The organism is Actinoplanes sp. KI2 (assembly GCF_025630775.1).
GTDB lineage: Bacteria > Actinomycetota > Actinomycetes > Mycobacteriales > Micromonosporaceae > Actinoplanes.
Window position 1 is genome coordinate 174,836 of sequence record NZ_JAOSZE010000013.1, and the last position, 16,325, is coordinate 191,160.

The 16,325-nt window shown below is 68.7% G+C and carries 11 protein-coding genes; 8 read left to right on the top strand and 3 right to left on the bottom strand.

The annotated features are described in order from the left end of the window. Positions 1 to 205 precede the first annotated feature (205 nt). A complete protein-coding gene (locus ODJ79_RS15935; protein ID WP_263024228.1) occupies positions 206 to 745 on the top strand; it encodes a GNAT family N-acetyltransferase in 540 nt (179 codons plus the stop codon). Positions 746 to 853: 108 nt separating this feature from the next. Here the strand turns inward: ODJ79_RS15935 and ODJ79_RS15940 are convergent, their stop codons facing one another. Further along, entirely contained in the window at positions 854 to 1,252 is a 399-nt protein-coding gene (locus ODJ79_RS15940; RefSeq protein ID WP_263024229.1) for a VOC family protein, read from the bottom strand. 91 nt (positions 1,253 to 1,343) lie between these two features. Here ODJ79_RS15940 and ODJ79_RS15945 point away from each other — a divergent pair, with 91 nt between their 5' ends. Next, positions 1,344 to 2,414 carry a helix-turn-helix transcriptional regulator gene (locus ODJ79_RS15945; protein WP_263024230.1) on the top strand — a complete coding sequence of 357 codons (1,071 nt, stop codon included), beginning with the start codon at positions 1,344 to 1,346 and terminating at the stop codon, positions 2,412 to 2,414. A 59-nt stretch (positions 2,415 to 2,473) separates the two neighbouring features. After that, the gene (locus tag ODJ79_RS15950) at positions 2,474 to 2,890 is read left to right on the top strand and encodes a VOC family protein (protein ID WP_263024231.1); all 417 of its coding nucleotides are present in this window, start codon (positions 2,474 to 2,476) and stop codon (positions 2,888 to 2,890) included. A 108-nt stretch (positions 2,891 to 2,998) separates the two neighbouring features. Here ODJ79_RS15950 and ODJ79_RS15955 read toward each other — a convergent pair whose 3' ends face one another. Continuing rightward, the gene (locus ODJ79_RS15955; protein WP_263024232.1) at positions 2,999 to 3,394 is read right to left on the bottom strand and encodes a DUF1801 domain-containing protein; all 396 of its coding nucleotides are present in this window, start codon (positions 3,392 to 3,394) and stop codon (positions 2,999 to 3,001) included. Between the two features lie 180 nt (positions 3,395 to 3,574). Between ODJ79_RS15955 and ODJ79_RS15960 the strand changes: the two genes are divergently transcribed. The 5 genes from ODJ79_RS15960 (at position 3,575) to ODJ79_RS15980 (ending at position 14,368) form a co-directional block, all read left to right on the top strand. Then, positions 3,575 to 4,423 (top strand): RCC1 domain-containing protein, encoded by an 849-nt coding sequence (locus ODJ79_RS15960; protein ID WP_263024233.1) that lies wholly within the window; start codon positions 3,575 to 3,577, stop codon positions 4,421 to 4,423. 207 nt (positions 4,424 to 4,630) lie between these two features. Next, positions 4,631 to 10,804, top strand: coding sequence for a polymorphic toxin-type HINT domain-containing protein (locus ODJ79_RS15965; protein ID WP_263024234.1), 6,174 nt, complete (start codon positions 4,631 to 4,633; stop codon positions 10,802 to 10,804). Further along, positions 10,765 to 11,334 (top strand): immunity 21 family protein, encoded by a 570-nt coding sequence (locus tag ODJ79_RS15970; RefSeq protein WP_263024235.1) that lies wholly within the window; start codon positions 10,765 to 10,767, stop codon positions 11,332 to 11,334. The genes ODJ79_RS15965 and ODJ79_RS15970 overlap by 40 nt, the downstream gene beginning before the upstream one ends. A 182-nt stretch (positions 11,335 to 11,516) precedes the next feature. After that, positions 11,517 to 12,680 carry an alpha/beta hydrolase-fold protein gene (locus ODJ79_RS15975; RefSeq protein WP_263024236.1) on the top strand — a complete coding sequence of 388 codons (1,164 nt, stop codon included), beginning with the start codon at positions 11,517 to 11,519 and terminating at the stop codon, positions 12,678 to 12,680. 248 nt (positions 12,681 to 12,928) lie between these two features. Then, a complete protein-coding gene (locus ODJ79_RS15980; protein WP_263024237.1) occupies positions 12,929 to 14,368 on the top strand; it encodes an Ig-like domain-containing protein in 1,440 nt (479 codons plus the stop codon). 107 nt (positions 14,369 to 14,475) lie between these two features. On the opposite strand, the gene ODJ79_RS15985 is transcribed toward ODJ79_RS15980, so the two are convergent. Next, positions 14,476 to 15,489 carry an RNA polymerase subunit sigma-70 gene (locus ODJ79_RS15985; protein ID WP_263024238.1) on the bottom strand — a complete coding sequence of 338 codons (1,014 nt, stop codon included), beginning with the start codon at positions 15,487 to 15,489 and terminating at the stop codon, positions 14,476 to 14,478. Positions 15,490 to 16,325: the final 836 nt, after the last annotated feature.

Consider the following 16,325-nt stretch of genomic DNA (forward strand, 5'->3'; position numbering starts at 1 on the left):
GGGTGTGTCCTCCGGAGGTGTGGTGGGCGGCGAGACGGGTTGGCGGGTTTCCGGCACAAGTAGTGAGTTTATCGCCGTTGACCGCACCCGACCGCATCGTAGAAACCGCTCATACAGCCAGGGAGGCGTCTCCTGTGCGGCGGCCGGGAGACTGTTAGGGGAATGCGTATGCGCGTGAAATGGGAGCCAAAGCATAATGCCCTCTGTGATTGTCCGGGACGCAACCACGGCTGACGTCGAAGCGCTCGCCGATGTTCATGTGCAGACCTGGCGGGAGGCGTACCGGGGAAAGGTCCCTCAGCAGTATCTGGACCAGATGGATCCCGCCCAGAGGCAACGAGGCTGGCGGCAGATCCTGCAGAACCCTGGGCCGGCGACCATCCTTGTGGCCGAGCACGAGAGCCAGGGCATTGTCGGGTTCATCCGCGTCTCGCCGAGTCGTGACAACGACACCGACCCGGGGCGGGTAGGCGAGGTCCAAGCCCTTTATCGCCTGCCCGAGCACTGGGGCCAAGGCGTCGGGCGACTACTGATGGATGCCGGCCTGCGCTGGCTGGCGGAGTCCGGTTATCCGGAGAACGTCCTGTGGGTGTTGGCGACGAACGATCGGGCACGACGCTTCTACGAAGCCGGCGGCTGGCGGCCAGACGGCGCTACAAAGACGGATGATTCGCGGGGCTTTGCGTTGTTCGAGATCCGGTACCGCCGCGCAGCCAGCGAATCGACATCCTTGTCTTCACGCTGATCGGCCGCGAGTTGCCGACTGCACACCGTAACGCAGCAAGTTTCCGCCATGGCCGGACCGGGCGGTGCCGGGGTCCGCCGCGGCCCGGTGGCAAACCCGAAGCGGCGATCAGCGCTGCTGCCGGGCGGTCGCCTCGGCACTGATCGGCGTGAACAGGTTAACCAGCGTCCCGTCGGGGTCGCGGAACAGCAGCGATCGGTTGCCCCACGGCATCGTGGTGGGCTCTTGAACGAACTCACCGATCATGTCCCGCAGCCGGACGAACTCGGCGTCCACATCGTCCACCCGAAACTCGACGATCGCCGTGCGGTTGGCGGCCGGTTCGGCCGAGCCTTCGCCGAAGAGCTTGACCGTGGCGGTGCTGCCGATCGCGAGGGTCGCTCCCGGCAAGACGATCTCGGCGAAGTCGGGCGTGTATCGGCGGGCGGTCTGCCCGGTGACCTGCTCGTAAAAGTCCGTGAGACGGCCGACCTGGGCGGTGATGATACGGACGGACGCAAAAATCATGACGTTTTCTCCCTCTTGCACTCGGGCTTGGAGCGAAGACTAGGAGCAATACCGGGCACATTCCGTCCGGTTTAGGGGAGAATCTTGATCCATGCCAAGGCCTACCGCTCGGGTGCTCGCCCTCTTGGAGATCCTCCAGGGCGGCGGCACCCATACCGCTGTCGAGCTGGCCACGCGCCTCGACGTCGACGAGCGCACCGTGCGCCGCTACGTCGAGCACCTGCTCGATCTCGAGGTGCCGGTCGAATCGGTACGCGGACGCCACGGTGGCTACCGGCTGGCGCCCGGATTCCGGATGCCCCCGCTCATGCTGACCGACGAGGAAGCACTTGCCGTCCTGCTCGGCCTGGTGGCGGGCCATCGAGCCGGCCCGGCGACCATGTCGAGGGAAGCCGCCGAAGCCGCAGCGGCCAAGGTACGCAGGGTGCTGCCCAAGACGCTCGCCGCGCGGCTGGATGCGCTGTTTGCGACCACCGACTTCACCGCACCTGACCGCGAGACGAGGGCACCGGAGGCGGACGTGATGCTGCGGCTGGCCGAGTCGGCCCGGCAGCACCGGCCCGCGGTGATCGCCTACACCGACCGCGGCGGCCGGCGCAGCGAGCGAACCGTGCATCCCTACGGAATCGTCGCGCACTCCGGGCGTTGGTACGTCACCGGCCCCGACTCGGCCTCCGGAGAACTGCGCACCTTCCGACTCGACCGGATCGCCCAGGTGCGCTCGGCGCAGGGCACGTTTACCGTCCCCGACGGTTTCCGGCCCGCCGACGTGGTCCGCACGAGCCTGGCCAGCACTCCCTGGCGCCACGAGGTAGCCATATCGGTGCAGGGCACGGCCGACGAGGTGCGCACGCGGCTGCCGCGAGGCATCGCCACCATCGAGCCGGACACCCGGCACGGCTCGGACTGCGTTCTGGTACGGCTACGAGCGCAGCGGCTCGACTGGCTTCCGGGCGTCCTGGCCGAGCTCGGACTGCCTTTCCTGGTGCACGAGCCTGCTCAACTCCGCGACGTCATACGCGCCTGGACCAACCGCGTCGCGGCCTGTGCGGCCGCAACGACCCCGCAGGAGGCGACCGCGGCCTGGTACACGGATGCCGCAACCTCGCCGCCATCTACCTCCGCCGAGGCGGAGTCAACCTCCGGTGCCCAGGACCTGTGAAGCCGAGAACAGCGCGTCGCCCACCACACGAGTGGTGCCTGGATCGCGACCGGAGGAATATGGTGCTCCCCATGGCACATGGCGCTTTCCCGATCGTTTTCGCCACCCGAGTCTGCGCTACGGTCGCCTTCTACGAACAACTCGGCTTCGAGTCCCATTTTCGATTCCCCGCCGAGGGCGAACCCGGATACGTGGGAATGCGGCGCGGCACGGCTGAGTTGGGAGTCGTCGACGCTGGCTGGCCCGCGGACCAGTACGGACGCCCGCTCGGCAACGGCCCACGGTTCGAGATGTTCGTCTACGTTGACGACGTCCACCAGGTGGTCACCCGGCTCGGGGCGTTGGCGCCGATACTCCGGGAACCGGCGGACATGCCGTGGGGCGAGCGCATCGCCTACCTCTGCGATCCGGACGACAATCCGGTGGCGCTTGCCACGCCGATAGCGCGATCGGGCGAAGCGACCACCGTACGTTGACTCTGCTCTTGGCCTTGGCGTCCATGCATTGTCATACCGCCGACCTCGCGTCACCCGCCGGTATGAGGACCGAGGCCGGCGTCCGGTCGTGCCGATGACTGTGCATTGTCAGTTCTGACTCTTGATTTTGCGCCAGCCGCCGGCGCGGTTATTGGCGATGATCTGCCGGAACATGGCACCCAACGCACGGCGGTTGAGCGTTTCCCCGTGCCGCACGGCGACGGTGCGTGCGGTCTTGTTGTCGTGACCACCCGTGACGATCCCTTCGGGATCGGGCACGATGGCCCCGTCATACAGGAAGATGTTGACGTGATCCTTCGCGGCTTGGAGGGCGCAGATGTTGCCGTGCAGAACGAAGTAGGGCCGGTCGGTTCGCTTTATGGTCTCGGCCACCTCGGGATCAGCGGCATGGACGAGGTCCCGGACGTCGTGGCACACAGCTTGCTGCCAGTCAGGTAACACCGCGATGTATGCGTCCACCCTCGGATCTTTGTCGTAGGCCATGGTCAGAACGGTATCGCCGCGACCGATCTCGACGCATACGTACCATGAGCAGGGGAGGTCGGATCCTCACCGCGCCGATCCTGAACCGCAGGACAGCCGGGCACGATCAGCGAGCCTGATCTCGACGGCGAGCGCAGCCCTAGTCTTCAACGGACTCGGGTAGCCCGCAATGCTGTGCAGATGAGTACTTCCGTCATCGCCGCCGGACCGCGACACTCGGTGGGGCTGTACGCCGACGGCACCGTGGCTGCGGCCGGTACCGACGCGTCCGGTGAGTGTCGAGTCGAGGACTGGGCCCAAGTGGTCGCCGTGGCGGCGGGCAACGTGCATACGGCGTCGAACACCGGGCGGTCCCACAGCGTCGGACTGCGCGCTGACGGCACGGTGCTGGCAACGGGCTGGAACGGTGACGGGCAGTGTGATGTCGTGTCCTGGCGGGACGTGACCCTTATCGCCGCGGGCTGGCGCCGCACCCTGGGGCTGACCGGTGACGGGACGGTACTGGCTGCCGGGCGGCTTCGCGATGGCGCGTGCGACGTGGACCAGTGGCGTGAGGTGGTCGGGTTGGCTTGCGGCGACTGGCATTCGGTGGGCTTGCGAGGCGATGGGACCGCCGTTGCTGTCGGTAACAGTCGCCGTGGGCAGTGCGCGGTTGCCCCGTGGCGCGGTCTCACCGGCATTGCCGCCGGTTACCTTCACACGGTCGGCCTCACCGACGACGGACGCGTGCTCGCGGTGGGTGATCAGTCAACGGGTGCTTGCGCCGTTGATGCCTGGCGGGACGTCGTGGCAGTGGCTGCCGGGAGCTACCACACCGTCGGCGTCACCTCGGCCGGCCGCGTCGTGGCTGTGGGAAGCACAGCTTTCGGCCAGTGCGACGTCGCCGGCTGGCGCGAGGTCGTCGCTGTAGCGGCCGGGTCCACCCACACTCTCGGTCTACGCGCGGACGGAACAGTTCTCGCGGCCGGCAACAACCAGCACGGTCAGTGCGACATCAGCGGCTGGGCCACAATCCGCTCCCCCAACTGACATCGCGCGCACGCATCCACAAGCAGACCAGCCACCACACCCTGACCGGTTCGCCGCAAGCCGCCTGCCGCAACGCCCACCCGATCTCGCATGGGAGCGCTCCCAGGCAAAAATGTCAATCCTCTCTTTGGCGGCTTGATTCGATCATTGTCGATGCGGAAGCGTGCTTCGCGGACTGCAACGCCACATCCACGGGGGGATTGTCTCGTGCGCTTGCCCAGTCGATTCAGGCTGCTCTGCCATGTCGTCGTCGCGACGTTGATCGCCGCCCTCCTCGTTGCCACCCCGCTTTCGCCCGCTGCCGCGGCGGTGCCGGTCGCGGCCCCGGGTGCGGGGCCGGTGCACAGCCCGCTGCCGCCCACCGCCGCACCGCATCACGGCCTGCCGGCCGGGAAGGCGGCGCCGCCGGTGCCGCCCGGGGTGGAAGCGGCCGGCCCGGCGCGGGTGCCCACCCCGGCCGAGAAGGCGAAGCGTAAGGCGATGGCGGCCGCGGCGTCGCGGGTGGCCGCGGCGCAGGACACGCCGCTGCCGGGGCGGCCGATCGCGCGGCCCGGATTCCTGCTGGGCGACACCTCGCTGGTGGTGTACTGGGACGCCGAGGTCGACGAGGGGAACCCGGATTCCTGGGGCCGCTGGTTCGCGACCGTCGCCGACATGGAGTCCGGCGCCGAGCAGCGTTCGGCCGTGCTCGGGCAGAAGGACCTGAACCGGTGCTCCAGCCCGGCGCTGCTGTGCCGCAGTTTCGGGGCGGCCGACGGCTGGGTGCTCGACCCGGCGCGCACCTACACGGTCACGGTGACCGAGGTCGCGCCGGACGGCACCGAACTGACCAGCGCCGCCTCCGCTCCGGCGCACCCGCGCAAGACCGACGACGTGCCGGCGGTGCCGGCCGGGCAGGTGGCCGGGTGCGGGTGCGCGACGGTACTCGGCCCGACCGTGGTCGCGCAGGCGCTGCGCGGCGCGACGGTGAATACGGGTACCGGCGCGTACCTGCGGGTGGAGCGGGACTTCGCGATGCCGTCGTACGGGATGCCGTTCGACCATGCCCGCTACTACTCGTCGGCGAACACCGCAACCGGCATGTTCGGGCCGGGCTGGAGTTCCTCGTACGACATCCGGGTCATCGCCGCCGACAACGGCGCGGTGCGGGTGCGCGCCGAGGACGGCTCCGAGGCCGTCTACACCGCGACGGCCGAGGGTTCCTACGACTCGCCGGCCGGCATACGCGCGAAGTTGTCCAAGGTGGACGGCGGCTGGCAGCTGGTGCCGCCGGACCGGCGGGTGCTGCGCTTCGACGCCGCCGGGAAGCTGCTGTCCATCAAGAACGCGCGCGGCCTGGGCGTGACGCTCGGCTACGCCACCGGCGGGCTGCTGAGCACGATCACCGACGCGAGTGGCCGGGTCGTCCGCTTCGAGTCGCGGGCCGACCTGCGGCTGATCACGAAGATCACATTGCCGGACGGCCGGTCGACCCAGTTCGACTACCAGGACGGGCGGCTGCTCAAGACGCAGGATTCGCGCGGCTATGTGACCTCGTACGCCTACGACCCGGCCGGCCGGCTCGCCGACATCACCGACGCGCGGGGCCAGAAGCTGATCCGCAACACGTACGACCCGAACGGCCGAGTGACCGCCCAGCTGGACCCGGAGGGCGCCCGGACCACGTTCGCCTGGGACGCAGACACGCACGTGGCCCGCACCACAGACCCGGACGGCGTCGCGGTCGTCGACTCGTACAAGAACAATGTTCTGCTGTCGAGCCAGAACGCCAACAACGACGCCGTCGTGCACCGCTACACCGGCCGATTGAACAAGAGCCTGGTCGTCGACCCGAAGGGCAACCAGGAGGAGACCCGCTTCGACGAGCAGGGCAACCCGGTCTCCCGCACCGCGCCGGAGCCGTTCTCGTTCACCACGGTCAACACCTACGACGACCGCAGCAACCTCACCACGTACCAGGACGGCCGGGGCAACACCTGGAAGTACGAGTACAACGAGTACAACGAGATGGTCGCGCAGCGCGACCCGAAGCAGAACACCGGCTACCGGTACGCGTACGACGCCAAGGGCCAGCTCGTCTCGCGCACCGACCCGCGTGGCAAGGTCACCCGGTACGAGTACGACGCCAACGGCGACCGCACGGCCGAGATCTCGCCGACCGGCCGGCGCACCGAGATGACCTACGACGCGACCGGCCGCCTGGCGTCCGTGGTGGATCCACGCGGCACGGTGGCCGGGGCGAACCGGGACGCGTACCGCACCAGGTACGTCTACGACCAGCAGAACCACGTCACCGAGGTCTGGCAGCCGGGCAAGGCCCAACCGACGCGGACCGTCTACGACGAGCTCGGCAACGTGACGGTCGCCACCGACCCGCTGAGCAACTCGAGCCGGTACACCTACGACAAGGCCAGCCGGCGGATCGAGGTCAAGGACCCGATCGGCAATGTCACCACAACCAGGTACACGCCGGGCGGCCGCAGCGCCTCGATGACCGACGGCGAGGGCAACACCACCAGTTGGACGTACGACGGCAACGGACGGGTAGCGACCGAGACGTCCCCGCGCGGCAACGCCGACCCGGCGCACAAGGACCTGTTCACCGCGGTGTTCCACTACGACTACAACGGCAACCTGATCCGCGCCGACCGGCCGTACGGCTCGGGCGGGCAGCGGGTCGAGGTGGACACCGCCTTCGACGCGCTGGACCGGCCCACCGGTCAGCAGGACCAGTTCAAGAAGGGCACCTCGGTCAACTACGACAACAACGGCAACGTCGTCGAGATGACCAACGAGCGCGGCGAGAAGCTGACCAGCACCTTCGACGAGGCCAACCGGCGTACCGGCAGCGAAGGGCCGGGGGCGGGCGCGGCCGGCATCGAGTACGACGACGCCGGCAACCCGATCCGGCAGACCACCCCGACCGGTGGCGTGATCACCACCGGCTACGACGACGACGGCCGGGTCGCGGCGGTCACCGAGCCGCGCGGCAACGTGGCCGGCGCCGACCCCGCCGACTACACCACCAGGTACGCGTACGACCAGGCGGGCAACCCGGCCTCGGTGACCGACCCGCTCGGCAACGTCACCAAGGTCACCTACGACGCGCTGGACCGGCCCACTGCGCAGACCGACGCCAACGGCAACACCACCAAGCTCGCGTACGACGACGCCGACCGGCTCGTCAAGGTGACCGGCGCGGACGCGCCCGGCGGGCAGTCGCTGGTCTACACGTACGACGCCGACGGGCAGGTGATCAAGCGGACCGACCCGCTCGGGCACGTGTCGTCGACCGAGTACGACCGGGCCGGCCGCACCACGGTCACCACCGACCCACTGGGCCGGCGCCGCGAGTATGTCTACGACGCCGACTCCAACCTCACCGAGGAGGTCACCGCCCGCATCGTCGAGCTCGGCCGCCCTGACCCGAACCGGCCGGCCCGGACGATCTTCTACGGATACGACAACCTGGGCCGGCGGATCAGCAAGCAGCTGGGTGCCGGCGGGGTCTCCTACACCTACGGCTACGACGCGAAGAACCGCCTGGTCAGCTCCGCCGACCCGGCGGGCGTGCAGTCGTTGGTCTACGACGACACCGACCGGCTGACGTCGGCGACCCGGGGCGACGAGACCTTCACGTACGACTACGACACCGAGGACCGGGTGACCGGGCGTACCTACCCGGACGGCACCCACATCGGCGCCACGTACGACGACGGCAACCGGATCAAGTCGCTCACCGCGTCTCGCGGTGGCACCGGCGCCGAGTATCAGTTCTCGTACGACGTCGCCGACAACCTGACCGGCATCACCTACCCGGAGTCCACCGGCATCTCCGAGCATCGCGAGTACGACCGGGCCGGGCGGATGACCCGGATCGCCGCCACCAAGGGCGACACCACGCTGTCCGCCTTCGACCTGACCCTCGACAAGGTCGGCAACCCGACCCGGATCGTGCAGGCCACCGGCGAGCCGGGCCGGCCGACGGTCACCAAGGCGACCGCGTACACCTACGACGCCGCGAACCGGCTGACCGCCGAGTGCTTCGGCGCGCAGTCCTGCTCGGGCTCGGTCGCCGAGCGGACCGATTACACGTACGACCTGGTCGGCAACCGCACGGCGATGACCCGGAAGGCGCCGGGCGCGAACACCACGACCAGCTACGCGTACGACGCGGCGGACCAGCTCACCAGCGAGAGCGTCACGGGCAGCCGCACCAGCACCCGCGCCTTCGCGTACGACCTGGAGGGCAACCAGACGCAGGCTGGCACGGACCGGTTCACGTACGCCCTCGACCACACGATGACGTCCGCCACGACCAGCGGCCGCACCACCACGTACGCGTACGACGCGGCCGGCAACCGAATCTCCGCGGTGTCCGGAGCTCAGACCCAGAAGTGGAGCTGGGACGTCAACGGCGATCGGCCGATGCTCGCGCAGGAACGGCAGACCGACGGCTCCGGCACGGTCGGGCGGGACTATCTGTACGACCCGGCCGGCCAGCCGCTGGCGCTGCTCGTACCCTCGGCCGACACGCTCGGCGCGCACTCGTACCTGCGGGACTGGCTCGGCGGCGTCGCCGGCGTCGTCTCACCCGCGGGCGCTCCGGAGTGGAGCTACGACTACGACGCGTTCGGCGTCAGCCGGGGCGCCACCAAGGCGGCCGACGACGCGCCGGCCAACCCGCTGCAGTTCGCCGGCACCTATCAGGACGTCAGCCAGGGTGACCGGTACGCGATGGGTGCCCGCAGCTACGAACCGTCGACCGGCAGGTTCGCCTCGGCCGACCCGGTCGCCCAGCCCGCCACGGATCAGGCGGTGTCGACGTACTCGTACACCAACGCCCGCCCGACCGTGCTGACCGACCCGGCCGGTACCGATCCGGACGACGGCAAGACCGGCATGACCGACGCCTACGTCGCCTACTACTCGGGCTGCGCGAACAACCCGGCCGCCTGCGGCGCGATGACCGACGCGAACACCCCGTCCGGCAACGACGAGCAGCAGACCGAGAACCCGGAGTGGCTCAACTCGAAGAAGATCGTGGACGAGGCCGACGGCTTCGTCAAACAGATCGGCGACGAGATCGTCAATCTGATCCTCGACCTGGTCGGCTTCAACGACGCCAAGGCCTGCATCACCGAGGGCGACATCGTCGCCTGCATCTCTACGGCATTGCAGGCGGTGCCGTGGGGCAAGCTGTTCAAGGCCGCGAAGGTCGCGATCAAGGCGATCGGAGTGGGCCGGCGGCTGATCGACGCGTACGAACGGCTGAAGTCGGCGAAGAACGCGCTGTCCGCCATCCCACGATGGATCAAGAAGGCGACCCGCACCGCGGACGAGGCGGCGAACGACAAGAAGTATGCCGACGAGGCGGCCAAGGCGGCCAAGGGCGCGAAGGACGCCGGCGGCAAGGCGAAAGCCACCTCGCAGAAGGCCGCGGACAACGCCAAACGCGCGGAGAAGAAGGAGTCCACGACCGGGGAGAGTTGCAAAGTCGCCCAGGGCAACGCGGCCCGGCTGGCGTCCAACTCGTTCGCGGCCGGCACCGCGGTGCTGCTCGCCGACGGCAGCACCAGGCCGATCGAGAAGCTGCAGCCCGGCGACACCGTCAAGGCCACCGACCCGTCAACCGGCCAGACGGAGCCGGAGCAGGTGACCGCCACCGTGGTCGGCCACGGCGACAAGGACCTGGTCGACCTCACCCTGGCCGGTGCCGGGGCCGGGGGCGGCGGCCCGCCGTCGGTCGTCACCGCCACCGCCGGCCACAACTTCTACAGCCTCGGCCGCCACGACTGGGTGCGGGCCGCCGACCTCAAGCCCGGCGAAACTCTCCGCGACGCCGACGGCAACCCGGTCACGGTCGCCCGGCGGGTGGAACGTGCCGCCACCACGACCGTCTACAACCTCACCGTCAACGACCTCCACACGTACTACGTGGTGGCCGGCGCCACGCCGGTGCTGGTCCACAACGTCAACCGGCCGGACCAATGCGCGCTGCTGTTCCCGGGTCCGAACGCGAAGAACGGCGTTCCGGTGAGTGAGTTCGGACAGATGAACAACGCCGAGCGGGCCGCAACCCAGGCGGAAGGAGCCGCCAACGGATGCCATTCGTGCGGGGCCTCCACCCCCGGTCGCGCTTCGGGTCTCTGGACCCCCGACCACCAGCCGATCACGTCCTTGGTCCCCGACGGCACACCACAACTGCTCTTCCCGCACTGCGCTCTCTGCCAGGCCAGGCAGGGTAACCTCGCGATGAAGCTCCTGGGCGGCAAGAACCCGTCGGGCTGGCGTCCCAACGCATTCGGGCTCATCGTGCCGAAACCCCTCGCCAACTCCGGTTGGGTCACGACGGCGAGCGGCTTGCTCATACCTGGGTGACCCTGGAGGTCGAGATGAGATGGATCAAGTCGCTGGGCGGGCCGTTGATCCTGCTTCCCCGCGACGCCGTACGGCGCTGGACCGGCGCCTATGGTCCCGGCGGGGAGGAGGACTGGGATGAGGATGACACCGAGTATTGGCGCATCTCCGAGGAGGTCACCGACTTCGCCGAAGCGGTGGACGTAGCCGGGGCGAGCGCCCTCGTCCTTGCCAACGGGAGCTCACCGACCACGTTCGTCGAGGGAGAACGGCTCTTCGTGCAGCAGTTGGCGAAGGGCTCGGAGCCGGATGTGGTGGGGGCCGTCCTCCGGCTCCTTCCATCGATCGCCTGGCAGCATGCGACCGAATGGGTTTGTGAAGGGCCGAGCCTCCTGTTCGACTCCGCGAGGTTCGGTCCGGAGGTCGGGCCGGGTGACGGTTTGGCGGTCGATCTCACCCCCGGACGATACGAGCTGAGGTCCGCCTACCGGCAGCCCGATGCCACGGCCGATGTTTTCGTCGCCGTGACGATGGCGGTGCCTCTTTCGTAGGCAGTACGACGCCATCGTGGACACGGTGTGGCCACCACGAGACCATGGCCGTACGGGGAACGACTGGATGTTCCGCCGGGCGATCACGACCACGAAGCGCGCCGGTCGGGCTCGAGCGTCACGGTCAGCGGCGTCCCTGACAGCCCCGGATCCGAAGAGGGAACATGGCACGAAGCCCCCGTATGGCCAAGTTGGTCGACGATGGCTCGGCGCAGTCCATCGCCGCCTTCTGGAACGAGATCCTCGTTGCCGGCGCTCCGCTGATCGAGCCGTACAATGACGCCTCAGTGCTGGTTACCTTTCTCTGGCGGGGAGAGGCACCGAGGACTCGCGTCTGGTTCGGCGTCAACGCGGAACTCACCCGCCTGCCCGGCAGCGACGTCTGGTACGACACGCAGATCCTGCCCGCAGACCTGATCACGATCTACGGCATGCTGCACGGTGAGATCCAGGGATTGCCCAGCGAAGCCGTGGTGAGCGGACCCGCGCACCTGGATCCGCTCAACCCGCACCGGGTGTTTTTTCCCGGCGATCCGGGCGACCCGAGTGACCGGGACAACTGGGCGTCGCTGCTCAAGCTGCCGAACGCGCCGACGGATCAATGGACCGTCAGGCGGCCCGGCGTCACCCCGGGTAGCCTGCTGCGCACCAGCATTTTTGGCAAGGCCCTGGGTGGCGAACGGACGGTCACCGTCTACCGGCCGCCGGGCGCGCCGCCCGGTGCGCTGCCCGCACTCGTGGTCTTTGACGGCTATCTGGCGCAGACAATGCTGGACATCCCGACGACCCTCGACAATCTGATCGCGGCCGGCCGGATCCCGGCGATGGCCGCCCTGTTCGTCCACACCCGTGACGACCGTCGCGAGCAAGATTTGGTCCCGACGCCGCCCATCGACCATTTCATCACGGGTGAGCTGCTGCCCTGGGCCCACGACGAGCTGAGCGTCGGCGGAGACGGTATCCGCAACCTGATCGCCGGCGTGTCCCGTGGCGGGCTGACAGCCACCTATCTCGGTCTGCGGCGACCAGATCTGTTCAGCGGCGTCGTCGCGCATTCGGGCAGCTTCTGGTGGCCGTCACCGGCCGAGGGGCGACCCGGCCGCCTGATTGATGAGGTGCCCGCGGCGGGGGCGAACAAGGTCCGGTTTTACCTCGATGTCGGCAACCGTGAGACGATGCCAGGACCCGGCGGCGCGTCGGCTCAACTGGACGTCAACCGCAAGATGCGTGACGTCCTTCGCGCGAACGGTCACCAGGTCACATACGCCGAGTACTGTGGCGGCCACGACTACGTCAACTGGCGCAGAACGTTCGCCGACGGCCTGCTGGCCGTATGCGGGCTGTAGACGCCAAGAGCAGACCGGCTCGCCGCACTCGGTGGCCGAAGCCTCGACGACCTGGGCCAAGCCCTCGCCGAACACCTTCCCGCATCGACACCAAACCCGCCTGCCGGTTCGGTCCGTCAACACCGAGCTAGCACTGCAGCTGCATGTGGTTCCTGCTCTTATCCGCAGGCGTCTGACCGTTCGTCGCCAGACAGATCGACTAGCCCTATAGTGAGCGCCGCACCGTCCTTCGGCATGGGGAAGTCTCAATGGGTAAGGCACGCTCGGCCGCGGCCGCCGCACTCGTCGCAACGTTGATCGCCGCGGGCGGCTCGCCCGCCTACGCCGATGACCCGGCTCCCCTGGCGGTCACCTCGACCGGCCTCAGCGAGGGTCAGGTCGTGGGGCCCTCGCTGCTTTTCCACCCCGTCTGGTCGGAGGGCGCCAACGTCACCAAGGTCGAGGTGTACGCCGACGGCGTGCTCAGCTACACGGCGCTCAACTGGACGGCGGGGCTGTGCCTGCGACTGTCCGGCAAGCAGGACGGCACCGAAGAGCTGATCACGATCCGCGCCTACGACTCGACGGGCGCGTGGGCCGAGGCGAGTACGCACGTCGTCGTCGACCAGACGCCGCCGACCGCGACGATCTCCCCCGTCGGCGGCAGCCTGGTGCAGGTCGGCGGCGTACTCACGGTGAACGCTACCGACGTGTCGGACGATCTCGCCGAGATGTCGCTGTACGGCAACAACGGCGTGACCGTCGCGTCCGTGACCTCGGCGCCGTGGACGATCACCTATGACACCGTCGGCGGCCCCCAGCGCGTCTACGTCCACGTCACCGACCGGGCCGGCAACACGCGCGAATATGCCGGCTACCAGATCGACAACCAGCCGCCCACGATCGGAGATCCGACCGGATTCCGCGGCCGGGTGGGCCGCGTGTCGGGCGCCACTCACCTGGACATTCCGCTCTCCGGCGGCGCCAACCACATTGAGGTACGGGTCGACGGCACGCTCACCGAGTCGTGGGACGGCGGCCACTCGCCCACGTCCTACGGGACCACCAACGGCGCAGACATCGACTACAACTTCGGCACGACCCCGCGGACGGCGACCGTGGACGTGCTGGTGCGCGACGTAGCCGGCAACACGGCCACCAAATCGTTCGCCCTGATCGTCGACCCGACCGGGCCGACCATCACCTCGCTCACCCCGGCGAACGGCGCGCTCGTGCGCGGCTCCACGATCTACTTCACGATCCACGCGACCGACCCCGACGGCGTGGCATACCCGGAAGTCAACGGTTGCTACTGCCCTTCCGGCCCGGACAGGCTCTTCGTCGCCGCCGGCGCCGACGGCAGCAAGACGCTGGTCTTCCGCGTCTACGACAACCTCTTCAACTTCACCACCGCCACGCGGACCGTCATCGTCGACAACACCCGGCCCACCCTGACGATCACCTCGGCGCCCAAGAACGGCGCCCACGTCAAAGGCACCGTCAAAATCAACGCGGCGGCCGCCGACCGCAACGGCGTCGCCCGCGTCGAGTTGCTGATCAACGGCAAGGTCGTCGCCCAGGACGTCACCGCCGGCTACAGCTTCGCCGTCAACACCACGAAATACGGCAAGACGTTCAACGTCCAGCTACGCGCCTACGACCGCGCCGGCAACGTCACCACCACCAGCACCCGCACCTGGCACCGCTGACCCTGCCCCGAGGGCTCGCCAGCGAGCCATCCTGCGGATTCTCGCCGTGCTGGGCACAGCGGCTATGGGACGGTCGGCGCGTGCAATCTGTCCGTGGCCGGTGCTGGCTATCGGATTGGGAGTGAGCGCGGTAGCCCGAACCACGGCAGCACGCTGTTGTCGAAGCGGGTCATGGCGCGGACCCGGTTGCCGGCAAGGGTGAGCACGTAGAAGCCGGTCGCGTGGCGGATGCCGACCGGGACGCGCAGGTAGGCCCCGAACGCGGGCTGGCCGTTGGCTCGGGTCGGGACGAGGTCGAACCTGCGGCCGGCGCTGAGCTGACGGGCCCAGTAGCGGGCTACGAGGTCACGACCCTCGTATCCGAATGGCTCCGGCGGCATCGCGATGAAGACGTCGTCGGTCAGCAGGGCCACCAGCGCGTCGAGGTCGGCCGACTGCCACGCGCGGGCGAACTTGGCCACGATCGCGTCCTCGGCGGATGAGCCTGCGGCCGGCGGCAGTTGGTGGCCGGCGGCCGGCTGCTGCCGACGTCGGAGGCCGGCGCGGGCTCGTTTGAGGGCACTGTTAACCGATTGGACGGTCACCTCCAGCATGCCGGCCACCTCGCTGGCGTGGAATCCGAGGACGTCGCGCAAGATGAGGACAGCCAGCTGGCGCGGCGGCAGCAGTTGCAGGGCGGTCACGAAGGCCAGCGAAATGGCTTCGGTCTGCTCGTAGCGGGCCTCCGGCCCGGCCAGACGGCCGGCGGCGTGGTCGAGCAGGGCGTCAGGAAACGGCTGCAGCCAGGCGGGCTCGTCGCGCGGAGTCGGCACAAGCGGATCGAACTTAGACAGATCCCACTCCGTGGCCGGGCGCCGGCTCGCCGCGCGGCGCACGTTGAGGCACCGGTTGGTGGCGATCTTGTACAGCCAGGTGCGCAGCGAGGCGCGTTCCTCGGTGAACCCGCCGATGCCTTGCCAGGCGGCCAGCATCGTTTCCTGGACGGCGTCCTCGGCGTCGGCGAAGGATCCGAGCATCCGGTAGCAGTGCACCTGCAACTCCCGCCGGTGGGACTCGGCCAGTTCCCGGAACGCCTCTCCATCCCCGGCCCGCGCCCGTGAGAGCAGATCGGCTGTCACCATCCTGCGCTCCTTCCTTCCGCACCACGTCGCATCTCCGCCCGGTATATACACCGCCCGGGGCGCGAACTGGGCGGCTCGCGGGCGCCCAGTTTCCCGGTGCCGCGGTGTATGCACTACCGACCGCAAGCCAACGAGGGGAGTGCGGATCCATGAATAGCATCGCCGCCCCGCCACGGCAGGGCCTGCTCTGGCTCGTCCAAACCATCGTCCGCTCCGGCGCGACGTTCCCGAGGCGGACCGGGCGGCACGACCCAGAAATAGCGACGAAGAAGGCCAGACAGGTTCAGCGCGCCGTGCTTGGCGGCCCACTACCGCCCCGGCCTGCACGGGAGATCGCACTGCGGTGTCGACGATACGAGGACCAACGACTTACCGGACACTTGCTGTAAGGCAGGTATCTCGTCCGTAAGGCAGTCAAGGCGCCAGGTGCCCGGCCTATACGCCCGAGCTCAACCCGGTAGAGAAGGTGGGGTCGACGATGAGGGCAGCCTCGCCAACCTCGCCGTCCGCACCGCCACCGGCCTCGCTGCTGTGGTGAAGAACCGCCTCAAACGCATGCAATACCGCACTCGTCTGATCGACGGCTACCTCACCGGAACAGGCCTATCTCCACCAGTCCCGGGACTGTAAGAAGAAGTTCGGTGTAACTCCTGATCGGCGACGACGACGGCCATGACAAAACGGGGCTGCGATTCGCCCGAGTGCGATCCCGCCGATCGCGGCAAGCAGGATCGGTAGCCATCGCCAGCCCGGCCCGGCGATCACCGCGGTGAGACGGGCCCCCGCCTGACCGGTGCCAGCGAGACCACACCCGCTACAAGCCGAGCGGGACGCGG

Coding starts and splice junctions, on each gene's coding strand:
- ODJ79_RS15940 (WP_263024229.1), bottom strand. CDS start 1,252: ATGATTTTTGCGTCCGTCCGTATCATCACCGCCCAGGTCGGCCGTCTC.
- ODJ79_RS15945 (WP_263024230.1), top strand. CDS start 1,344: ATGCCAAGGCCTACCGCTCGGGTGCTCGCCCTCTTGGAGATCCTCCAG.
- ODJ79_RS15950 (WP_263024231.1), top strand. CDS start 2,474: ATGGTGCTCCCCATGGCACATGGCGCTTTCCCGATCGTTTTCGCCACC.
- ODJ79_RS15955 (WP_263024232.1), bottom strand. CDS start 3,394: ATGGCCTACGACAAAGATCCGAGGGTGGACGCATACATCGCGGTGTTA.
- ODJ79_RS15960 (WP_263024233.1), top strand. CDS start 3,575: ATGAGTACTTCCGTCATCGCCGCCGGACCGCGACACTCGGTGGGGCTG.
- ODJ79_RS15975 (WP_263024236.1), top strand. CDS start 11,517: ATGGCCAAGTTGGTCGACGATGGCTCGGCGCAGTCCATCGCCGCCTTC.
- ODJ79_RS15980 (WP_263024237.1), top strand. CDS start 12,929: ATGGGTAAGGCACGCTCGGCCGCGGCCGCCGCACTCGTCGCAACGTTG.
- ODJ79_RS15985 (WP_263024238.1), bottom strand. CDS start 15,489: ATGGTGACAGCCGATCTGCTCTCACGGGCGCGGGCCGGGGATGGAGAG.